General features: G+C 70.4%; 13 protein-coding genes. 6 read left to right on the top strand and 7 right to left on the bottom strand.

What is annotated here, in order from left to right:
* Positions 1 to 14 precede the first annotated feature (14 nt).
* The 4 genes from ACFY9I_RS28430 to ACFY9I_RS28415 form a co-directional block, all read right to left on the bottom strand.
* Complete coding sequence (locus tag ACFY9I_RS28430; RefSeq protein ID WP_391006707.1) at positions 15 to 1,694, bottom strand: alpha-amylase family glycosyl hydrolase; 1,680 nt, start codon at positions 1,692 to 1,694, stop codon at positions 15 to 17.
* 203 nt (positions 1,695 to 1,897) lie between these two features.
* Entirely contained in the window at positions 1,898 to 2,809 is a 912-nt protein-coding gene (locus ACFY9I_RS28425) for an ABC transporter permease subunit (protein WP_391006705.1), read from the bottom strand.
* A gap of 13 nt (positions 2,810 to 2,822) precedes the next feature.
* Complete coding sequence (locus ACFY9I_RS28420; protein ID WP_391006703.1) at positions 2,823 to 3,827, bottom strand: ABC transporter permease subunit; 1,005 nt, start codon at positions 3,825 to 3,827, stop codon at positions 2,823 to 2,825.
* Positions 3,828 to 3,936: 109 nt separating this feature from the next.
* Positions 3,937 to 5,205 (bottom strand): extracellular solute-binding protein, encoded by a 1,269-nt coding sequence (locus ACFY9I_RS28415; RefSeq protein WP_391006701.1) that lies wholly within the window; start codon positions 5,203 to 5,205, stop codon positions 3,937 to 3,939.
* A 464-nt stretch (positions 5,206 to 5,669) separates the two neighbouring features.
* Between ACFY9I_RS28415 and ACFY9I_RS28410 the strand changes: the two genes are divergently transcribed.
* Both ACFY9I_RS28410 and ACFY9I_RS28405 read left to right on the top strand, forming a co-directional pair.
* Positions 5,670 to 6,722, top strand: coding sequence for a substrate-binding domain-containing protein (locus ACFY9I_RS28410; RefSeq protein WP_391006698.1), 1,053 nt, complete (start codon positions 5,670 to 5,672; stop codon positions 6,720 to 6,722).
* A gap of 131 nt (positions 6,723 to 6,853) precedes the next feature.
* Complete coding sequence (locus tag ACFY9I_RS28405) at positions 6,854 to 7,717, top strand: phosphatase PAP2 family protein (RefSeq protein ID WP_391006695.1); 864 nt, start codon at positions 6,854 to 6,856, stop codon at positions 7,715 to 7,717.
* Here the strand turns inward: ACFY9I_RS28405 and ACFY9I_RS28400 are convergent.
* Positions 7,714 to 8,010 (bottom strand): hypothetical protein, encoded by a 297-nt coding sequence (locus tag ACFY9I_RS28400; protein ID WP_391006692.1) that lies wholly within the window; start codon positions 8,008 to 8,010, stop codon positions 7,714 to 7,716. The genes ACFY9I_RS28405 and ACFY9I_RS28400 overlap by 4 nt on opposite strands.
* Before the next feature lie 326 nt (positions 8,011 to 8,336).
* Between ACFY9I_RS28400 and ACFY9I_RS28395 the strand changes: the two genes are divergently transcribed.
* The 3 genes from ACFY9I_RS28395 (at position 8,337) to ACFY9I_RS28385 (ending at position 12,579) form a co-directional block, all read left to right on the top strand.
* Positions 8,337 to 11,348 (top strand): bifunctional [glutamine synthetase] adenylyltransferase/[glutamine synthetase]-adenylyl-L-tyrosine phosphorylase, encoded by a 3,012-nt coding sequence (locus tag ACFY9I_RS28395; protein ID WP_391006689.1) that lies wholly within the window; start codon positions 8,337 to 8,339, stop codon positions 11,346 to 11,348.
* Positions 11,349 to 11,519: 171 nt separating this feature from the next.
* Positions 11,520 to 11,963, top strand: coding sequence for a VOC family protein (locus tag ACFY9I_RS28390; protein ID WP_391006686.1), 444 nt, complete (start codon positions 11,520 to 11,522; stop codon positions 11,961 to 11,963).
* Between the two features lie 52 nt (positions 11,964 to 12,015).
* Positions 12,016 to 12,579, top strand: a complete 564-nt coding sequence (locus tag ACFY9I_RS28385) for a DUF4291 family protein (protein WP_391006683.1) — start codon at positions 12,016 to 12,018, stop codon at positions 12,577 to 12,579.
* A 51-nt stretch (positions 12,580 to 12,630) separates the two neighbouring features.
* Here ACFY9I_RS28385 and ACFY9I_RS28380 read toward each other — a convergent pair whose 3' ends face one another.
* Positions 12,631 to 12,996 carry a hypothetical protein gene (locus tag ACFY9I_RS28380; RefSeq protein WP_391006680.1) on the bottom strand — a complete coding sequence of 122 codons (366 nt, stop codon included), beginning with the start codon at positions 12,994 to 12,996 and terminating at the stop codon, positions 12,631 to 12,633.
* 293 nt (positions 12,997 to 13,289) lie between these two features.
* On the opposite strand from ACFY9I_RS28380, the gene ACFY9I_RS28375 reads away from it, so the two are divergent.
* Entirely contained in the window at positions 13,290 to 13,853 is a 564-nt protein-coding gene (locus tag ACFY9I_RS28375; protein ID WP_391006677.1) for a dihydrofolate reductase family protein, read from the top strand.
* Positions 13,854 to 14,524: 671 nt separating this feature from the next.
* Here ACFY9I_RS28375 and ACFY9I_RS28370 read toward each other — a convergent pair.
* Positions 14,525 to 15,727: aldehyde dehydrogenase family protein (locus tag ACFY9I_RS28370; protein WP_391006674.1), on the bottom strand; the 1,203-nt coding region annotated here is incomplete at its 5' end.

Below are 15,727 nucleotides of genomic sequence, written 5' to 3'. Positions count from 1 at the left end.
CGTCCGAGGCCCGGTCAGCCCGTCGTCCACCAGACCGTCGTGTCCTCCGGCAGCTTCGCCTCGTCCTCGGCCACCGTGACCTCGCCGCTGGCGATCAGGACGCGGCCGTACGCGGGGATGGTGACGGCCTCGCCCGTGGTGTTCGCGATGCACACGAACTCGCCCCGGCGGAAGGCGAGGACGCCCTCGGGCGCCTTCAGCCACTCGACGGAGTCGCCCGCGCCCAGGCCGGGCTGCTCACGGCGTACCGCCAGCGCGCTCCGGTACAGCTCCAGGGTCGAGTCCGCCGCCCCGGTCTGGGCCTCGACGCTCAGCTCGGCCCACTCGGCCGGCTGCGGCAGCCATGAGCCGCCGGGTCCGAAGCCGTAGGACGCCCCCGTACGGGTCCAGGGGATGGGGACCCGGCAGCCGTCGCGGAAGCCGTCCTGGCCGGCACCCCGGAAGTACGCCGGGTCCTGGCGGACCTCGTCCGGGAGGTCGACGACGTCGGGGAGGCCCAGCTCCTCGCCCTGGTAGACGTATGCCGAGCCCGGGAGTGCCAGCATCAGGAGGGAGGCGGCGCGGGCGCGGCGCAGGCCCAGCTCGCGGTCGCCCGCGAGGCGGATCTGCGTGCCGAGACCCGGTTCGTTGGCGAAGCGGGTCGCGTGGCGGGTCACGTCGTGGTTGGACAGGACCCAGGTGGCGGGGGCGTTCACCGGGCGCATGGCGTCCAGGGTGCGGTCGATGACGGCCTTCAGCTCGGCCGCGTCCCAGTCCGTGCTCAGGTACTGGAAGTTGAAGGCCTGGTGGAGCTCGTCCGGGCGGACGTAGTTCGCCGTGCGTTCGACGGTCGGGGTCCAGGCCTCGGCCACGAAGATGCGGTCACCCGCGTACTCGTCGAGGACCCGGCGCCACTCCCGGTAGATCGCGTGGACGCCGTCCTGGTCGAAGAACGGCATGACATCGTTGCCCAGCAGTTTCAGCTGGTCGTGGGCGCCCAGGTCCGGGAGGCCCGCCGCCTTCACCAGGCCGTGGGCGACGTCGATACGGAAGCCGTCGACGCCCATGTCCAGCCAGAAGCGCAGGATCGAGCGGAACTCGTCGCCGACCGCGGGGTGGTCCCAGTCGAAGTCGGGCTGCTCCGGGGCGAAGAGGTGCAGGTACCACTCGCCCGGGGTGCCGTCCGGTTCGGTCACCCGCGTCCACGCCGGGCCGCCGAAGATGGACTCCCAGTCGTTCGGGGGGAGTTCGCCGTTCCGGCCCTTGCCCGCACGGAAGTGGTAGCGGTCACGCAACGGCGAACCGGGGCCCTCCGCCACCGCCCGCTTGAACCATTCGTGCTGGTCGGAGGAGTGGTTGGGGACCAGGTCGACGATGATCCGCAGTCCCAGGTCGTGCGCGTCGCGGATCAGGGCGTCCGCGTCCAGCAACGACCCGAACATCGGGTCGACCGCGCGGTAGTCGGCGACGTCGTAGCCGGCGTCGGCCTGCGGGGAGGCGTAGAAGGGGCTGAGCCATACGGCGTCGATGCCGAGGTCGCGCAGGTACGGGAGTCGGGAACGTACGCCCTCCAGGTCGCCCATGCCGTCGCCGTCGCTGTCGGCGAAGCTGCGCGGATAGACCTGGTAGATCACCGCGTCGCGCCACCAGTCGCGGCGCGGGGCGACGGTTGCGAGCGCGGAGTTGTCGGCCGGGTCGGTGGCGTGCTGGTTCATAACGTCCTTGGTGCGTAACGGAGTTGAGGTCATCGAACGTCTCAGGTCGGGAAGGTCTCAGGCCGGGAAGGTCTCAGGTCCGGTTGGCGAGGCGGCCGCGGTGACGGCGGGGTCGGATGGACACCGCGGCCGCCTCGGGTTTTCGGGAGGGGGTGTGAGCGCCGCTTCGGGGGGCGTCCCGTCGCCGCCCTCCCGGCGGAGCGTCACCCCTTGGTGCCGCCCGCCGTCAGGCCGGTCACCAGGTTCTTCTGCACGAGGTAGAAGAACGCTGAGACGGGGATCGCGACCAGGACCGCGGTGGCGGCCATCAGGTTGCGCTGGGCGTCGTGCTCGCTGACGAAGCTCTGCAGACCGACGGCGAAGGTGTACTTCGTGTCGGACAGCATGAACGTCGAGGCGAAGGCGACCTCCCCGAAAGCGGTGATGAAGCTGTAGAACGCGGCGACCGCGAGGCCGGGCTTGGCCAGCGGCAGGATCAGCCGCGCGAACGTGCCGAAGGGGGTCAGCCCGTCGACACGCCCCGCCTCGTCGATCTCGAACGGAACCGTGTCGAAATAGCCCTTCAGCAGCCAGGCGCAGTACGGCACGGCCGTCGAGCAGTAGACGAGGACGAGTCCAAGGTAGCTGTCGACGAGCCGGAGTTCCGACAGGATCTCGTACATCGGCACCATCAGGACGGCCACCGGGAACATCTGGGTGACCAGGAGTACCCACATGAACCTGCGGTAGCCCGGGAAACGCATGCGCGAGACCGCGTAACCGGTGGTCGCCGCGATCAGCACACCGATGACGGTGGCGCCGAGCGAGACGACGAGCGTGCTGACGAGCCAGTCGAAGAACGGCGTCTCCTGGAGGACGAACGAGTAATTGTCGAACGTCATCTTGCCGAAGATGCGCCCGGGATGCAGGTAATCGTCCTTGTCCGGGCCGAGGGAGAGGAAGACCAGCCAGGCGATCGGGAAGAGCGCGGCCAGGCTCGCCACGATGAGGATCGCGTGGGAGACCAGGGAGCCGGCGAGGCTGTTCTCGCCGCGTCGGCGTGTCCTGCGGGGCGCGGTCGCCGGCGTCACCGGCCGGGCCTCGGGAGCCGTGGGCTTGACGGTCGTGGTGCTCATGGGGGCTCCTGCCTCAGATCGCGAGCTGCTGCTCATCGCGGTTCAGCCAGCGGCGGTAGACGGAGGTGAAGACGATCAGGATGGCCAGCAGCAGGATGCCGTAGGCCGCCGACTGTGCGAAGTCACGCGGCTGCTGTCCGAAGCCGAGGTAGTACGCCCACGTGACGAGGATCTGCGCCTCGGGAGCGGTGTCGCCGAACAGCAGGAAGATGACGGCGAACTGGTTGAACGTCCAGATGACGCCGAGGAGGACGACGGTGGAGCTGACGGTCCTGAGGCCCGGCAGGGTGATGTGGCGGAAGCGCTGCCAGGCGCTCGCGCCGTCCATCTCGGCGGCCTCGTAGAGCGAGGAGTCGATGGACTGCAGTCCGCCGAGCAGCGAGACCATCATGAACGGCACACCGCACCAGGTGTTGACCATGATCGCGGCGAACCGCTGCCAGAAGGTGTCCTCCAGCCACAGCGGTGCCGGCAGGTGCAGCGCTTCGAGTCCGGCGTTGATGACTCCGCCGTCGGCGAGCATGAACCGCCAGCCGAACACGGTGACGAAGGTGGGAACCGCCCAGGGCAGGACCAGGATCAGCCGGTAGAGGGTACGGCCGCGCAGCTTCTGGTTGAGCAGCAGCGCGAGGCCGAGGCCGATGACGTAGTGCAGGGTGACACAGAGGGCCGTCCAGACGATCGTCCAGATGAAGTGGGACCAGAATCGGTCGTACGAGGTCGGGCCCCACAGGATGTCGGCGTAGTTGTCCAGGCCGATGAACTCGTAGGTGGCCTCGATCTCGTTGACGCCGATCGTGCGCGCCGAGTTCAGGCTGTTGGCGTTGGTGAGCGTGAGGTAGAAGCCGCGTGCCAGGGGGTACACCACGAGGACGCCGAGTACGACGACCACGGGGGCGATCATCGCGTACGCGTACCAGTAGCGCTGGTACCCGTGCCTCAGACGCGTCAGCGGACCGGGGCGCCCGCCCGGCTCACCGCGACGCTTGCCGGTCGCGCGGTCGATGGCGACTGTCATCGTTCGACACCTTCTGGAAGATCACTGGAGTTGAGCGGGGCGGGTACGGGCCGGTGACCGCCGCATCCGTCCCCCGGGGAACCCGTTCGGATGCGGCGGTCACGCGGGGTCACTTGCTGAAGTCCGGGACCAGCTTGGCGATGGCGGTCTCCGCGTTGCCCAGACCCTTGTCGAGGGACTCCTTGCCCCCGGCGATCGCGAGGAGCTCGGTGTCGAGCGGCCCCCACAGGGAGCTGTACTCGGGCAGCTCGGGGCGCGGCTGGGCGGCGGCGAGCACGGTCTGGTAGCCGGCGATACCCGGGTCGGCCTTGACCTCGGCGGTGTAGGCGTCGTCCCGCGTGGGCAGCGTGGCGTTCTCCAGGGCGATGGTCTCCTGGGCCTTCGCCGAGGTCATGAACTTGACGAACTTCAGCGACGCCTCCTGCTTCGCCTTGTTCGAGCCGGCGTAGACGGAGAGGTTGTGGCCGCCGGTCGGGGCGCCCGCCTTGCCGGAGGTGCCGGCCGGGACCGTGGCGATGCCGAGGTTGCCCTTGTCCTTGAACGCGGAGCCCTTGTAGAAGTTCGTGATCTCCCACGGGCCCTGGATGATCGAGGCGACCTTGCCGTTGACGAAGGCGTCCTGGATATGGGCGTAGGCGTCGGCGGTGGTGTCGGCCTTGTGCAGCCCCTTGCCGTCGAAGAGGTCCAGCCAGGTGCCGTACGCCTTCTTGGCCTCGGCGGAGTCGACCGTGATCTTCCTGGCGGCGACGTCGACGGTGTCGGTGCCGTCGCCGTAGAGGAAGGACTGGGCGTAGTAGGCCTGGGTGGAGCCCCAGTAGCCGTCGGCGCCGGTCTTGTCCTTGATGGTGGCGGCGGCCTTCTTCAGGTCGTCCCAGGTCTTGGGGGCCTCGACGCCGGCCTTCTCGAAGAGCGCCTTGTTGTAGACCAGCGCGAGGGTGTCGGTGACGAACGGGACGCCGTAGGTCTTGCCGTCGTACTGGGCCTGCTTGATCAGGTTGGGCTGGAACTCGTCCTGGTCCGCGAGGGCCTCGGTGCCGTCCAGCGGCAGGAGGAAGCCCTTCTTGGCGAAGGCGGGCGTCCAGCCGACCTCGGAGCGCAGCACGTCCGGGGCTCCGGTGGCGCCCGCGGCGGTGTCGAACTTGTTCTGCGCCTGGTCGAAGGGCACGTTGACGTACCTGACCTTGATGTCCTTGTGGGCGGCCTCGAACTGCTTGACCAAGGCTTTGTACGTCGGTGCCTCATTGGTGGCGTTGGAGGTGTCCCACCAGGTGATGGCGACCGGACCGTCGGCCGAGTCGCCGCTGTCGCTTCCGCCGCAGGCCGTCGCCGTGAGGGCGATCGACGCCACCAGTGCGGTGGCCGCTATGCCACGCCGCATGAGATCTCCTTGAGGGTGAAGGCCCGTGTGCTGGGCAGAGGGCCCGTCCGCCGCTGCTGCCGGTTCCGGTGGCGCCGTCGCCGCCGGGCGTGGCCGAACGTAACAGCGATGTAAGCGGCGCGAAAGGTCTTGCTGCAAAAATATGCAAGAAACGTGGATGGTTACCCCGCCGTGACCTGCGTGCGGGTACCGGAAACCCTGCGGTTTCCGGTGCTCAGCGCCTATGGGAGCGGTTGTGTAAGACTCTGCAAGCTCTTGCCATCTCTTGCGAGGGCGGGAATCATCACCCCGTCGGCGCCTTGCGGTAGCCCACCCCCCTTTCCGCGCAGGAGCCCCCCACCGGACACCGACCAGAATCACGAGGGACCGCGATGACGCAGCAGCCCGCAGTGGGCCGCATTCCCACCCGAACCCGGCGCCGGGCCGGTGGGCAAGCGGACACCCGGCCGGTACAGTCCACTGCTGTGACCACACGGCTTGCCGACATCGCAGCCCAGGCGGGGGTCAGCGAGGCGACTGTCAGCCGCGTCCTGAACGGGAAGCCGGGCGTCGCCGCGACCACTCGCCAGTCCGTCCTGGCCGCCCTCGACGTACTGGGCTACGAGCGGCCCGTACGACTGCGTCAGCGCAGCGCGGGCCTGGTCGGTCTCATAACCCCGGAGCTGGAGAACCCCATATTCCCGGCTCTGGCCCAGGTCATCGGCCAGGCACTGACCCGGCAGGGCTACACTCCGGTCCTCGCCACCCAGACCCCCGGCGGATCCACCGAGGACGAGCTGACGGAGATGCTCGTCGACCGCGGGGTCGCCGGCATCATCTTCGTCTCCGGTCTGCACGCCGACACCTCCGCCGACATGCAGCGCTACGAGCAACTGCGCGCGCAGGGTGTTCCCTTCGTCCTCGTGGACGGCTTCTCGCCGAAGGTGCAGGCCCCTTTCATCTCGCCGGACGACCGGGCGGCCATGTCTCTCGCGGTGACGCATCTGGTGTCGCTGGGGCACACGAGGATAGGTCTGGCCCTGGGCCCCAAGCGCTTCGTCCCGGTCCAGCGCAAGATCGAGGGTTTCGTCCGCACGGTGCGGGACCAGCTCGGCATGGACGCGGCCGCGGTCGAGTCCGATCTGGTCCAGCATTCCCTGTACACCCTGGAGGGCGGTCAGGCGGCGGCCATGGCGCTCATGGACCGGGACTGTACGGCGGTGGTGTGCGCGAGCGACATGATGGCGCTCGGCGCGATCCGGGCGGCCCGGCAGCGGGGGCTGGAAGTGCCGAGGGACGTCTCGGTCGTGGGTTTCGACGACTCCCCCTTGATCGCCTTCACCGATCCCCCGCTGACGACGGTCCGCAAGCCGGTCCCGGCCATGGGGCAGGCGGCGGTGCGTACGTTGCTGGAGGAGATCGGGGGGACTCCGGCGCCGCACAGCGAGTTCGTTTTCATGCCGGAACTGGTGGTGCGGGGGTCGACCGCTTCGGCTCCCGGCGACCGCGGTCGTGGCCGAGTGGTGGGTAGTACCTGAGGGGGAGGGATCGAGCGTGGTGCGATACGTGCGGAGGAGACGGCCCCCCGCGGTACCCCGATGAATGTGCGCGCGGAACCCGACCAGAGGATGATCGGTGGGGTACCGCTTTTCTGGCAGACTCTGTGCCCATGGGTGAATCAACCGTGACGACACTGGAGGAAGGCCGGGAGCAGGCCGCTCCGCGGTCCGTCACGGATGCGCCGGGGCAGGGGTACCTGCACCGGCTGAGGGCTCCGCGTCGCCCCCGTTTCTGGTTCGAGATCCTGCTGATCGCGCTCAGTTACTGGACGTACTCGCTGATCCGCAACGCGGTCCCGGAGCAGAAGACGCAGGCGCTGAGCAACGCCGACTGGATCTGGAAGGTGGAGCACCACCTCGGGATCGCGGTCGAGGAGACCGTCAACCACGCCGTGAACTCGGTCACATGGCTCATCGTCGGGATGAACTACTACTACGCGACACTGCACTTCATCGTCACGCTGGGTGTCCTCGTGTGGCTCTACCGTAGTCATCCCGGTCGTTACGCGGCGACACGCCTTGTGCTCTTCGCCACCACGGCCGTGGCGCTGGTCGGCTACTACTTCTATCCGCTGGCCCCGCCCCGTCTGATGACCGGCGAGAACTTCATCGACACGGTCGTGGTCCACCAGACCTGGGGTTCCATGGCCTCCGGCGACCTGAAGAACATGTCGAACCAGTACGCCGCCATGCCGTCCATGCACATCGGCTGGTCGCTGTGGTGCGGCCTGACGATCTTCGCGCTGGCGTCCGTGCCGTGGGTGCGCGTGCTGGGCCTGCTCTACCCGGCCCTCACCCTCGTCGTGATCGTCGCCACCGCCAACCACTTCTGGCTGGACGCGGTGGGCGGAATGCTGTGCCTGGCGTTCGGCTTCGGGGTGGCCCGGGTCTGGTACGGGGCGCTGCCGTATGCGCTGCCGCGCCAGGTGGCCAGGGGCGCGGGGGCGCGGGAGCCGGCGCCGCTGAAGGTCTAGGCAGGCCCCCGGGGGCCTGCCCAGCCTGAGCACGGGGCGGTGCGATCACTCCGGCACGCCTTCGGCGAGGCGGTCCCCGCTGTCACACGGCGGGACGAGGGCCACTTGGCGACCGCCCAGGAGCGTGGCGGGCGGCCCGCGCGGTACAGCCCGGCCCAGGGCCCGACCGCGGCCATGCTCGTGGTGACGGCGACGAGACCCGGGTCGGGCGACCACCCGAACGGCCACCCCGACAGGACGACCACTCCGTAGAAGGCGAGCCCGACGAGTTCCAGCAGCACGGTGGACATCACGCGCTCGGACACCCCCGGGTGCCACGGACAACCCCCGGGTGCCACGGACGGCGCCGTGACGCGCCGCTCCGTCCGTCCTCCTCGTCCATCACGTCGGCAGCTGACGGCGTAACCGTAGGTACGGCGAAGGGCGCCGCCCGGGACGGCGGCACTCCTGCCACGCCGAGCGGCCCTCGCCCCGCACGACCCCTCCCGGCCGACCGGCGCTTCTCCCAGGCTCTCCGGCTAGGCTCATGCCGGTACGACCTTGATCAGTGATCGGCCGTCGACGATCGGGCGGTCCATGATCGGGTGAGTGAGCGGGACCGATCCGACGGGAGGCCGGGATGACGGCGCCGGGGCGCAGGAGCAGCACGTTCTCGCGACTGCTGCGGCACGGTTTCACCGATCCGTCGGCGGCCGAGCGGCTGCTGGACGGCGCGGAGCTGTCGGCCGTACGGAACGATCCCGTGCTGCTGGACGCGCTGGGGGCGACCGCCGACCCCGATCTCGCGCTGCTGGGCCTCGTCCGGCTGCTGGAGGCGCAGCCGGACCCGACGGGGCGGCGGGCGGTGCTGGACACCCTGATAGCAGCCAAGCCGTTGCGGGACCGGCTGCTGGGGGTGCTCGGCGCGTCCGCCGCGCTCGGCGACCATCTGGCCCGGCACGCGCAGGACTGGCGGGCGCTCGTGACGTACGAGCCGCGGGACCTGCACCCGGGGATCGAGGAGTTCGAGCGGGGCCTCGCGGAGGCGACCGACCCCGTGTCGCTGCGCGTCGCGTACCGCCGCTGTCTGTTGTCCATCGCCGCCCGTGACGTCTGCGGTACGACCGATGTCGCCCAGACCGCCGCCGAGCTGGCCGATCTGGCCACCGCCACGCTCCGCGCCGCCCTCGCGATCGCCCGTGCCGCCGCGCCGGACGACGCGGCGCTGTGCCGGCTCGCGGTGATCGCGATGGGCAAGTGCGGCGGCCACGAGCTGAACTACGTCTCCGACGTCGATGTCATCTTCGTCGGGGAGACCGCGGACGGGGCCGACGAGCAGAAGGCGGTCCGGGCGGCCACCCGCCTCGCCTCGCACATGATGCGGATCTGCTCCGAGACGACCGTGGAGGGCAGCATCTGGCCCGTCGACGCCAATCTCCGGCCGGAGGGACGCAACGGCCCGCTCGTACGGACGCTGAGCAGCCATCTCGCGTACTACCAGCGGTGGGCGAAGACCTGGGAGTTCCAGGCGCTGCTCAAGGCCCGTCCCGTCGCGGGGGACCTGGAGCTGGGCGAGGAGTACGTCGCCGCGCTCGAACCCCTGGTGTGGAAGGCCGCCGAGCGGGAGAACTTCGTCTCCGACGTGCAGCGGATGCGTCGCCGGGTCGTCGAGAACATCCCGGTCGCCGAGGTCGACCGTCAGCTCAAGCTGGGGCCGGGAGGCCTCAGGGACGTCGAGTTCGCCGTGCAGCTGCTCCAGCTCGTGCACGGACGCGGCGACACCTCGCTGCGCAGCGGGACCACGCTCGACGCGCTGCGCGCGCTGGCCGCCGGCGGGTACGTGGGGCGGACGGACGCGGCCCAGCTCGACGACGCGTACCGTTTCCTGCGGTCCATGGAACACCGCATCCAGCTCTTCCGCCTGCGCCGCACCCACCTCGTCCCCGAGGACGACGGCGATCTGCGGCGCATCGGCCGTTCGCTCGGCCTGCGCACCGATCCCGTCGGTGAGCTGAACCGCGAGTGGCGGCGCCACGCGGCCGTCGTACGCCGGCTGCACGAGAAGCTCTTCTACCGGCCGCTCCTCGACGCCGTCGCCCAACTCGCCCCCGGCGAGACCCGGTTGCGCGCCGATGCGGCCCGCGAACGTCTCGTCGCCCTCGGCTACGCCGACCCGGCCCCGGCCCTGCGCCATCTGGAGGCGCTGGCCTCCGGGGTCTCCCGCAAGGCCGCCATCCAACGCACCCTTCTGCCGGTCCTGTTGGGCTGGTTCGCGGACTCCGCCGACCCGGACGCCGGGCTCCTCAATTTCCGCAAGGTCTCGGACGCCCTCGGCCGGACCCCCTGGTATCTGCGGCTGTTGCGCGACGAGGGCGCGGCGGCGGAGAACCTGGCCCGCGTGCTCTCCGCCGGGCGCCTCGCCCCGGACCTCCTCATGCGCGCCCCCGAGGCCGTCTCCCTCCTCGGCGACGGGGACGGCGTCGCCGGCGGCGCGGGTGGCCTCGAACCCCGCGAACGCGCGCACCTGGAACAGGAGATCCTGGCCGCCGTCCGCCGCGCCGACGGCGCCCAGCAGGCGGTCACGGCCGCACGCGGTGTCCGCCGCCGCGAACTCTTCCGCACGGCCGCCATGGACATCGTCGGCTCCTACGGCACCGAGGCGTCCCCGGCCCCCGCCGACCAGGGCGTCCTCGTCGACCTCGTGGGCGGCGCGGTCTCCGACCTCACGGCCGCGACGCTGGCGGGCACCCTGCGGGCCGTGGTCCACGAAGGCTGGGGCGACACCCTCCCCACCCGCTTCGCCGTCATCGGCATGGGCCGCTTCGGCGGCCACGAACTGGGCTACGGCTCCGACGCCGACGTCCTGTTCGTCCACGAGCCGCGCGAGGGCGCCGACGAGCAGGAGGCGGCCCGTGCCGCGAACGCGGTCGTCTCCGAGATGCGGCGCCTGCTCCAGATCCCCAGCGCCGACCCGCCCCTCCTCATCGACGCGGACCTGCGCCCCGAGGGCAAGTCGGGGCCGGTGGTCCGGACACTGAAGTCGTACGAGGCCTACTACCGCCGCTGGTCCCTGGTGTGGGAGTCACAGGCCCTGCTGCGCGCGGAACCGGTCGCCGGTGACGAGGAGTTGGGCCGCCGCTTCATCGAGCTGATCAATCCCCTCCGCTACCCGGCGGACGGGCTCGGCGACGACGCCGTACGCGAGATCCGGCGCCTGAAGGCCCGTATGGAGTCCGAGCGACTGCCGCGCGGCGCCGACCCCACCCTCCACACCAAGCTCGGCCGGGGCGGTCTGTCCGACGTGGAATGGACCGTGCAGCTCCTCCAGCTCCAGCACGGCCGGCACGAGCCGGGCCTGCGCACCACCCGCACCCGCGAGGCCCTGGCCGCCGCCCGTGACGCCGACCTGGTGAGCGCCGAGAACGCGGCCGTACTGGACGAGGCCTGGGTGCTGGCCACCCGTGTCCGGAACGCCGTGATGCTCGTACGCGGGCGCGCGGGCGACACGTTCCCCTCCCACGGCCGCGAACTCGCCGCCGTGGGCCGCTACCTGGGCTACGGCCCCGGCCACGTGGGCGACATGCTCGACGACTACCGCAGGATCACACGGCGGGCTCGGGGAGTGGTGGAGGAGTTGTTCTACGGGGGGTGAGACCGCCCGATGAGTCCGCCCGGTGGCGCCCGGCACGGTTTTCGGCTTCGGTGAGGGAGAGCCGTTCAGCCGGACGCGGTGGCGGTTCGGCTGACAGACAGGGCCGGTACGACGCACCGGCACGGACATCCGCACAGGCACTTCCGTCAACGGCGACCTGGAGGACCAGGGATGCAGTACACGCTCGAAGTGATTCCGCTGCCCGTGAGCGACATCGACCGGGCCCGGGACTTCTACCGGGACAAGGTCGGGTTCCACGTCGACATCGACCAGGAGGTCATGCCGGGCATGCGGATCGTCCAGCTGACGCCCCCGGGCTCCGGCTGTTCGATCGCCCTCGGCGACGCCATCTGGGACATGGCCCAAGGCCCCAAGCCGGCCCCCGGCGCCTACCAGGGCCTCCAGCTCTGTGTGGCCGACATCAAGGCCGCCCACGCCGAACTCCTCGAACGCGGTCTCGACGTCTCCGAACCCGTCCAGTACGCCCCCGACGACGGCGCCACCTTCATGTACTTCAAGGACCCGGACGGCAACGGCTGGGCGATCCAGGAGTACCGGCGCCGCGCCACGGAACCGCTGCACCAGGTCCTGGCGGATTTGGCGCGGCAGCAGTAGCCCCGGGAAAATCCGCTCGCGGTTCCGGCCCGGCGCTGGCAGGGTGCCGCGCATGGCTCCCCAGTACGAGATCCGGGCCGACTACGACGCCCGCACGATCGTGGTCTACCAGGCCTACGCACCCGCGATCGCCGACGCGGCGCTGCGGGCGGGCCGTTTCGTCGAGCCGTTCTCGTTCCGTCGGATGACGTGGATCAAGCCGTCGTTCCTGTGGCTGATGCACCGCAGCAACTGGGCCCGCAAGTCCGGCCAGGAGCGGGTGCTCGCGGTGCGGATCACCCGCGAGGGGTGGGAGGAGGCGCTGTCGCAGGCCGTGCTGACGACGGCGGATCCGGCGGCGGTGGCCCGGGCCGACGTCCATGTCCAGTGGGACCCGGAACGCTCGGCGCGCGGGGCCGCGTTGAACCACTACAGCATCCAGGTCGGCATCGGCCGCCACCTGATCCGGGCCTTCGCCGACGAGTGGGTCGTCGGCCTCACGGACCTCACCCCTCAGGTCCGTAAGGCCGCCGCCCTGGTGCAGTCCGGCCGGACCGCGAAGGCGCAGCGCCTGTTCCCCTCCGAGCGCGTCTACCCGCTGCCCCCGGCGCTGGACGGCCTCGGCACCCCGAGATGAACCGTCCCGCCGGGAGCGGTGGAAGCACCGCCCGGTCCCCGCCCCGGCGCGTCAGACGACCCCGGTCGCCGCGTACCGGCAGCCCTCCAGACGTCGGTACCACCGGACTCCGCGCCGCCACTCCCGGCGGGTGTCGACGAACGGGTCCGGCAGGGTCCGCTCCAGATACACGGCGTCGAGGGACGCGACCAGGCGGCCCAGTTCGGTGCGGGCCCGCGGGGGCAGTCGGCGAAGCACCATGCCGAGCACGTCGCGCACATGTCTGACATCGTCGAGGGAGCAGCCCCGGCAATCGCAGTCGCTGAGGAACGGGTAACGCGGTCGGCTCCCCGGTGGGCTCAGGAAGTCCCTGTACCGCAGCAGCGCGCGGGCGGTCACACCGGGGAAGACGTAGTACTCGGTCGAGAGCGCTTCCAACCGGTGTACGGCGGCGCTGGTAGGGGCCGAAAGCCCTGGGATACGGCTCTCCGGTGGCCTGTCCCAGTTCCGGGGGCGGTCTCCTTGGAGCCTCCGCTGTGCGGCGCGCAGCGCGCCGGGCCGCTTACGCGGCATCGGCCTTTCGTCGGTACGTGTTCGGAGTCACGGCGATCATCATGCCGCATCCCGCCGGTGCGCGGAACGGCGGTTCCCGGAGGCCGGGCTCCCTCGTACGGGAAGCGGTCTGCGTCCGATGGCCGTACTGTCGAGCCCGTCACCGAGGAGGACTCCTGATGCGCAGCGTGACCTATTCGATGGGCGTCTCACTGGACGGCTACATCGTCGGGCCGGACGGCGGCTTCGACTGGACGGAGCCCGACCCGGAGGTCTTTCGCTTCTGGATCGACGAGATCCGAGAGGTCGGCGTCCACCTGATGGGACGGCGGCTGTACGAGACGATGCTGTACTGGGAGACCGCCGACCAGGATGCCGCGCTCGACGAGGCGGAGCTCGAGTGGGCCGCGCTCTGGAAGCCGCTCCCGAAGGTGGTGTTCTCCACCACGCTGTCGGCGGTGCGGGGCAACGCCCGCCTGGCCTCCGGGAGCCTGGTGGAGGAGATCGAGCGGTTGCGGGCCGAGCCGGAGGAGGGCGACATCGCGATCGGCGGCGCGACTCTCGCCGCCCAGGCGGCCGAGGCGGGCCTGATCGACGAGTACCGGGCCGTGGTCCACCCGGTGCTGGTCGGCGGTGGCATCCCCTTCTTCCCCCGGCACGAACGCCGGGTGGACCTCGAACTCGTCGAGACCCGCACCTTCCATGCGAAGGTCGTCTACCTCCGCTACCGGGTGGCGCGCTAGTAGTGCGCTGGGCCTACGACAACGGCATGGTCAACTCCAGAGATGGACGGGCCGTCTACGAGCAGCTCCTGAGGGCAGCGCCGGACGAAAGATGTCCCCTGGGTGGGCATGGAATGGTCCGCACTCTGGAACACTTCCTGCCCAAAAGGATGTTTGAACCGCTCCCCGAGTTGTCGACCGAGCGCCGATGGCTGACGCACGTCAATAAGTCGTCCGAGGCCGGTGCGCCACGGCTGCACCAGAGAACCCTGGCGCCGTTGATCGACCGGGAGGGCGTCTCGGGCGTCACCGCCGCAGCAGCGGCGCCCGCCCTCCCCGCCACGCGGCCAGAACTCGGTCCTGGAAGTCGCCCAGTAGCATTCAAGCCCTGCTTCAGGCCAGCAGGACCGTGGCCGACATACTCAGCCGCAGCGAGACCACCCCAGCACGCCCACGCGCGGCAAGAGCAACGCCGCAACGCCCGCCCCGAACTGCTGGGCGAACTGGCCGAAGACGACAAGACCGACCCCGGTCAGCCGACCCCTCGCCGGACCCGTGTCGGGCCCGGCGAACGCGGATGCGACGGGCTGCGACGCAGTGCGTACGGGGATGTCGGCCATGACTGTTGATCCGTTCAGTGATGAGGGAATGGGTGCCCCGCAGTGCAGGACGAGAGGCGCTCAGCCGCGTCGCTATACCGCGGGGACGGCGATGTACTTGTATTCCAGGAACTCGCCGATGCCGACGCGGCCGCCTTCGCGGCCGAGGCCGGACTGCTTGATGCCGCCGAAGGGTGCGGCGGGGTTGGAGACGAGGCCGGTGTTGAGGCCGATCATGCCGCTCTCCAGACGCTCGCTGACGCGCAGGGCGCGGTCGAGGTTCTGGGTGAAGAGGTAGGCGGCGAGGCCGAATTCGGTGTCGTTGGCGGCGGTGACTGCCTCGTCCTCGTCGTCGAAGGTGATGATGGCGGCGACGGGACCGAAGACCTCGGTGGTCATGATGGCCGAGTCGGTGGAGACGTCGGTGAGGACGGTGGGCGGGTAGAAGCAGCCGGGGCCGTCGGGGAGTTCGCCTCCGGTACGGACCTTGGCGCCGTGCTCGACTGCGTCCAGGACGACGCGGTGGGCCTTGGCCTGGCCGGCTGTGTCGATGAGGGGGCCGACGTCGGTGCCGGGCAGGGTGCCGTCGCCGACGGTGAGGGCGGCCATGCGGGTGGTGAGACGGGCGGCGAACTCGTCGGCCACGGAGGAGTGGACGAAGATGCGGTTGGCCGCGCAGCAGGACTCGCCCATGTTGCGCATCTTGGCGACCATGGTGCCCTCGACGGCGACATCGAGGTCGGCGTCGTCGAAGACGATGAGGGGGGCGTTGCCGCCGAGTTCGAGGGAGGTGCGGATGACGGTGTCGGCGCACTGGGCCAGCAGGATGCGGCCGACCTGGGTGGAGCCGGTGAAGGAGAGCTTGCGGATCTGACCGCCGCGCAGCAGGGGCTCGACGACTCCGGCGGCGTCGGAGGTGACGACGACGTTGAGGACGCCGTCGGGCAGGCCGGCCTCCTTGAGGATGGCGGCGAGGGCGAGGGTGGTCAGGGGGGTCTGGGGGGCGGGCTTGAGGACCATGGTGCAGCCGGCAGCGATGGCCGGGCCGATCTTGCGGGTGCCCATCGCCAGGGGGAAGTTCCACGGGGTGATGAGCAGGCAGGGGCCGACGGGCTGGCGGGTGACCAGGAGACGGTTCTTTCCGTCCGGGGAGGTCGTCATGCCGCCGTCGATGCGGACGGCTTCCTCGGAGAACCAGCGCAAGAACTCGGCGCCGTAGGCGACCTCGCCGCGGGCTTCGGTGAGGGGTTTACCCATCTCCAGGGTCATGAGGAGGGCGAGTTCCTCGGTGCGGGA

The sequence above is a fragment of the Streptomyces sp. NPDC012510 genome, from assembly GCF_042955065.1.
Classification (GTDB): domain Bacteria; phylum Actinomycetota; class Actinomycetes; order Streptomycetales; family Streptomycetaceae; genus Streptomyces.
The sequence above is the reverse complement of the archived record's forward strand: the minus strand, read 5'-3'. Positions and strand labels throughout refer to the sequence as shown.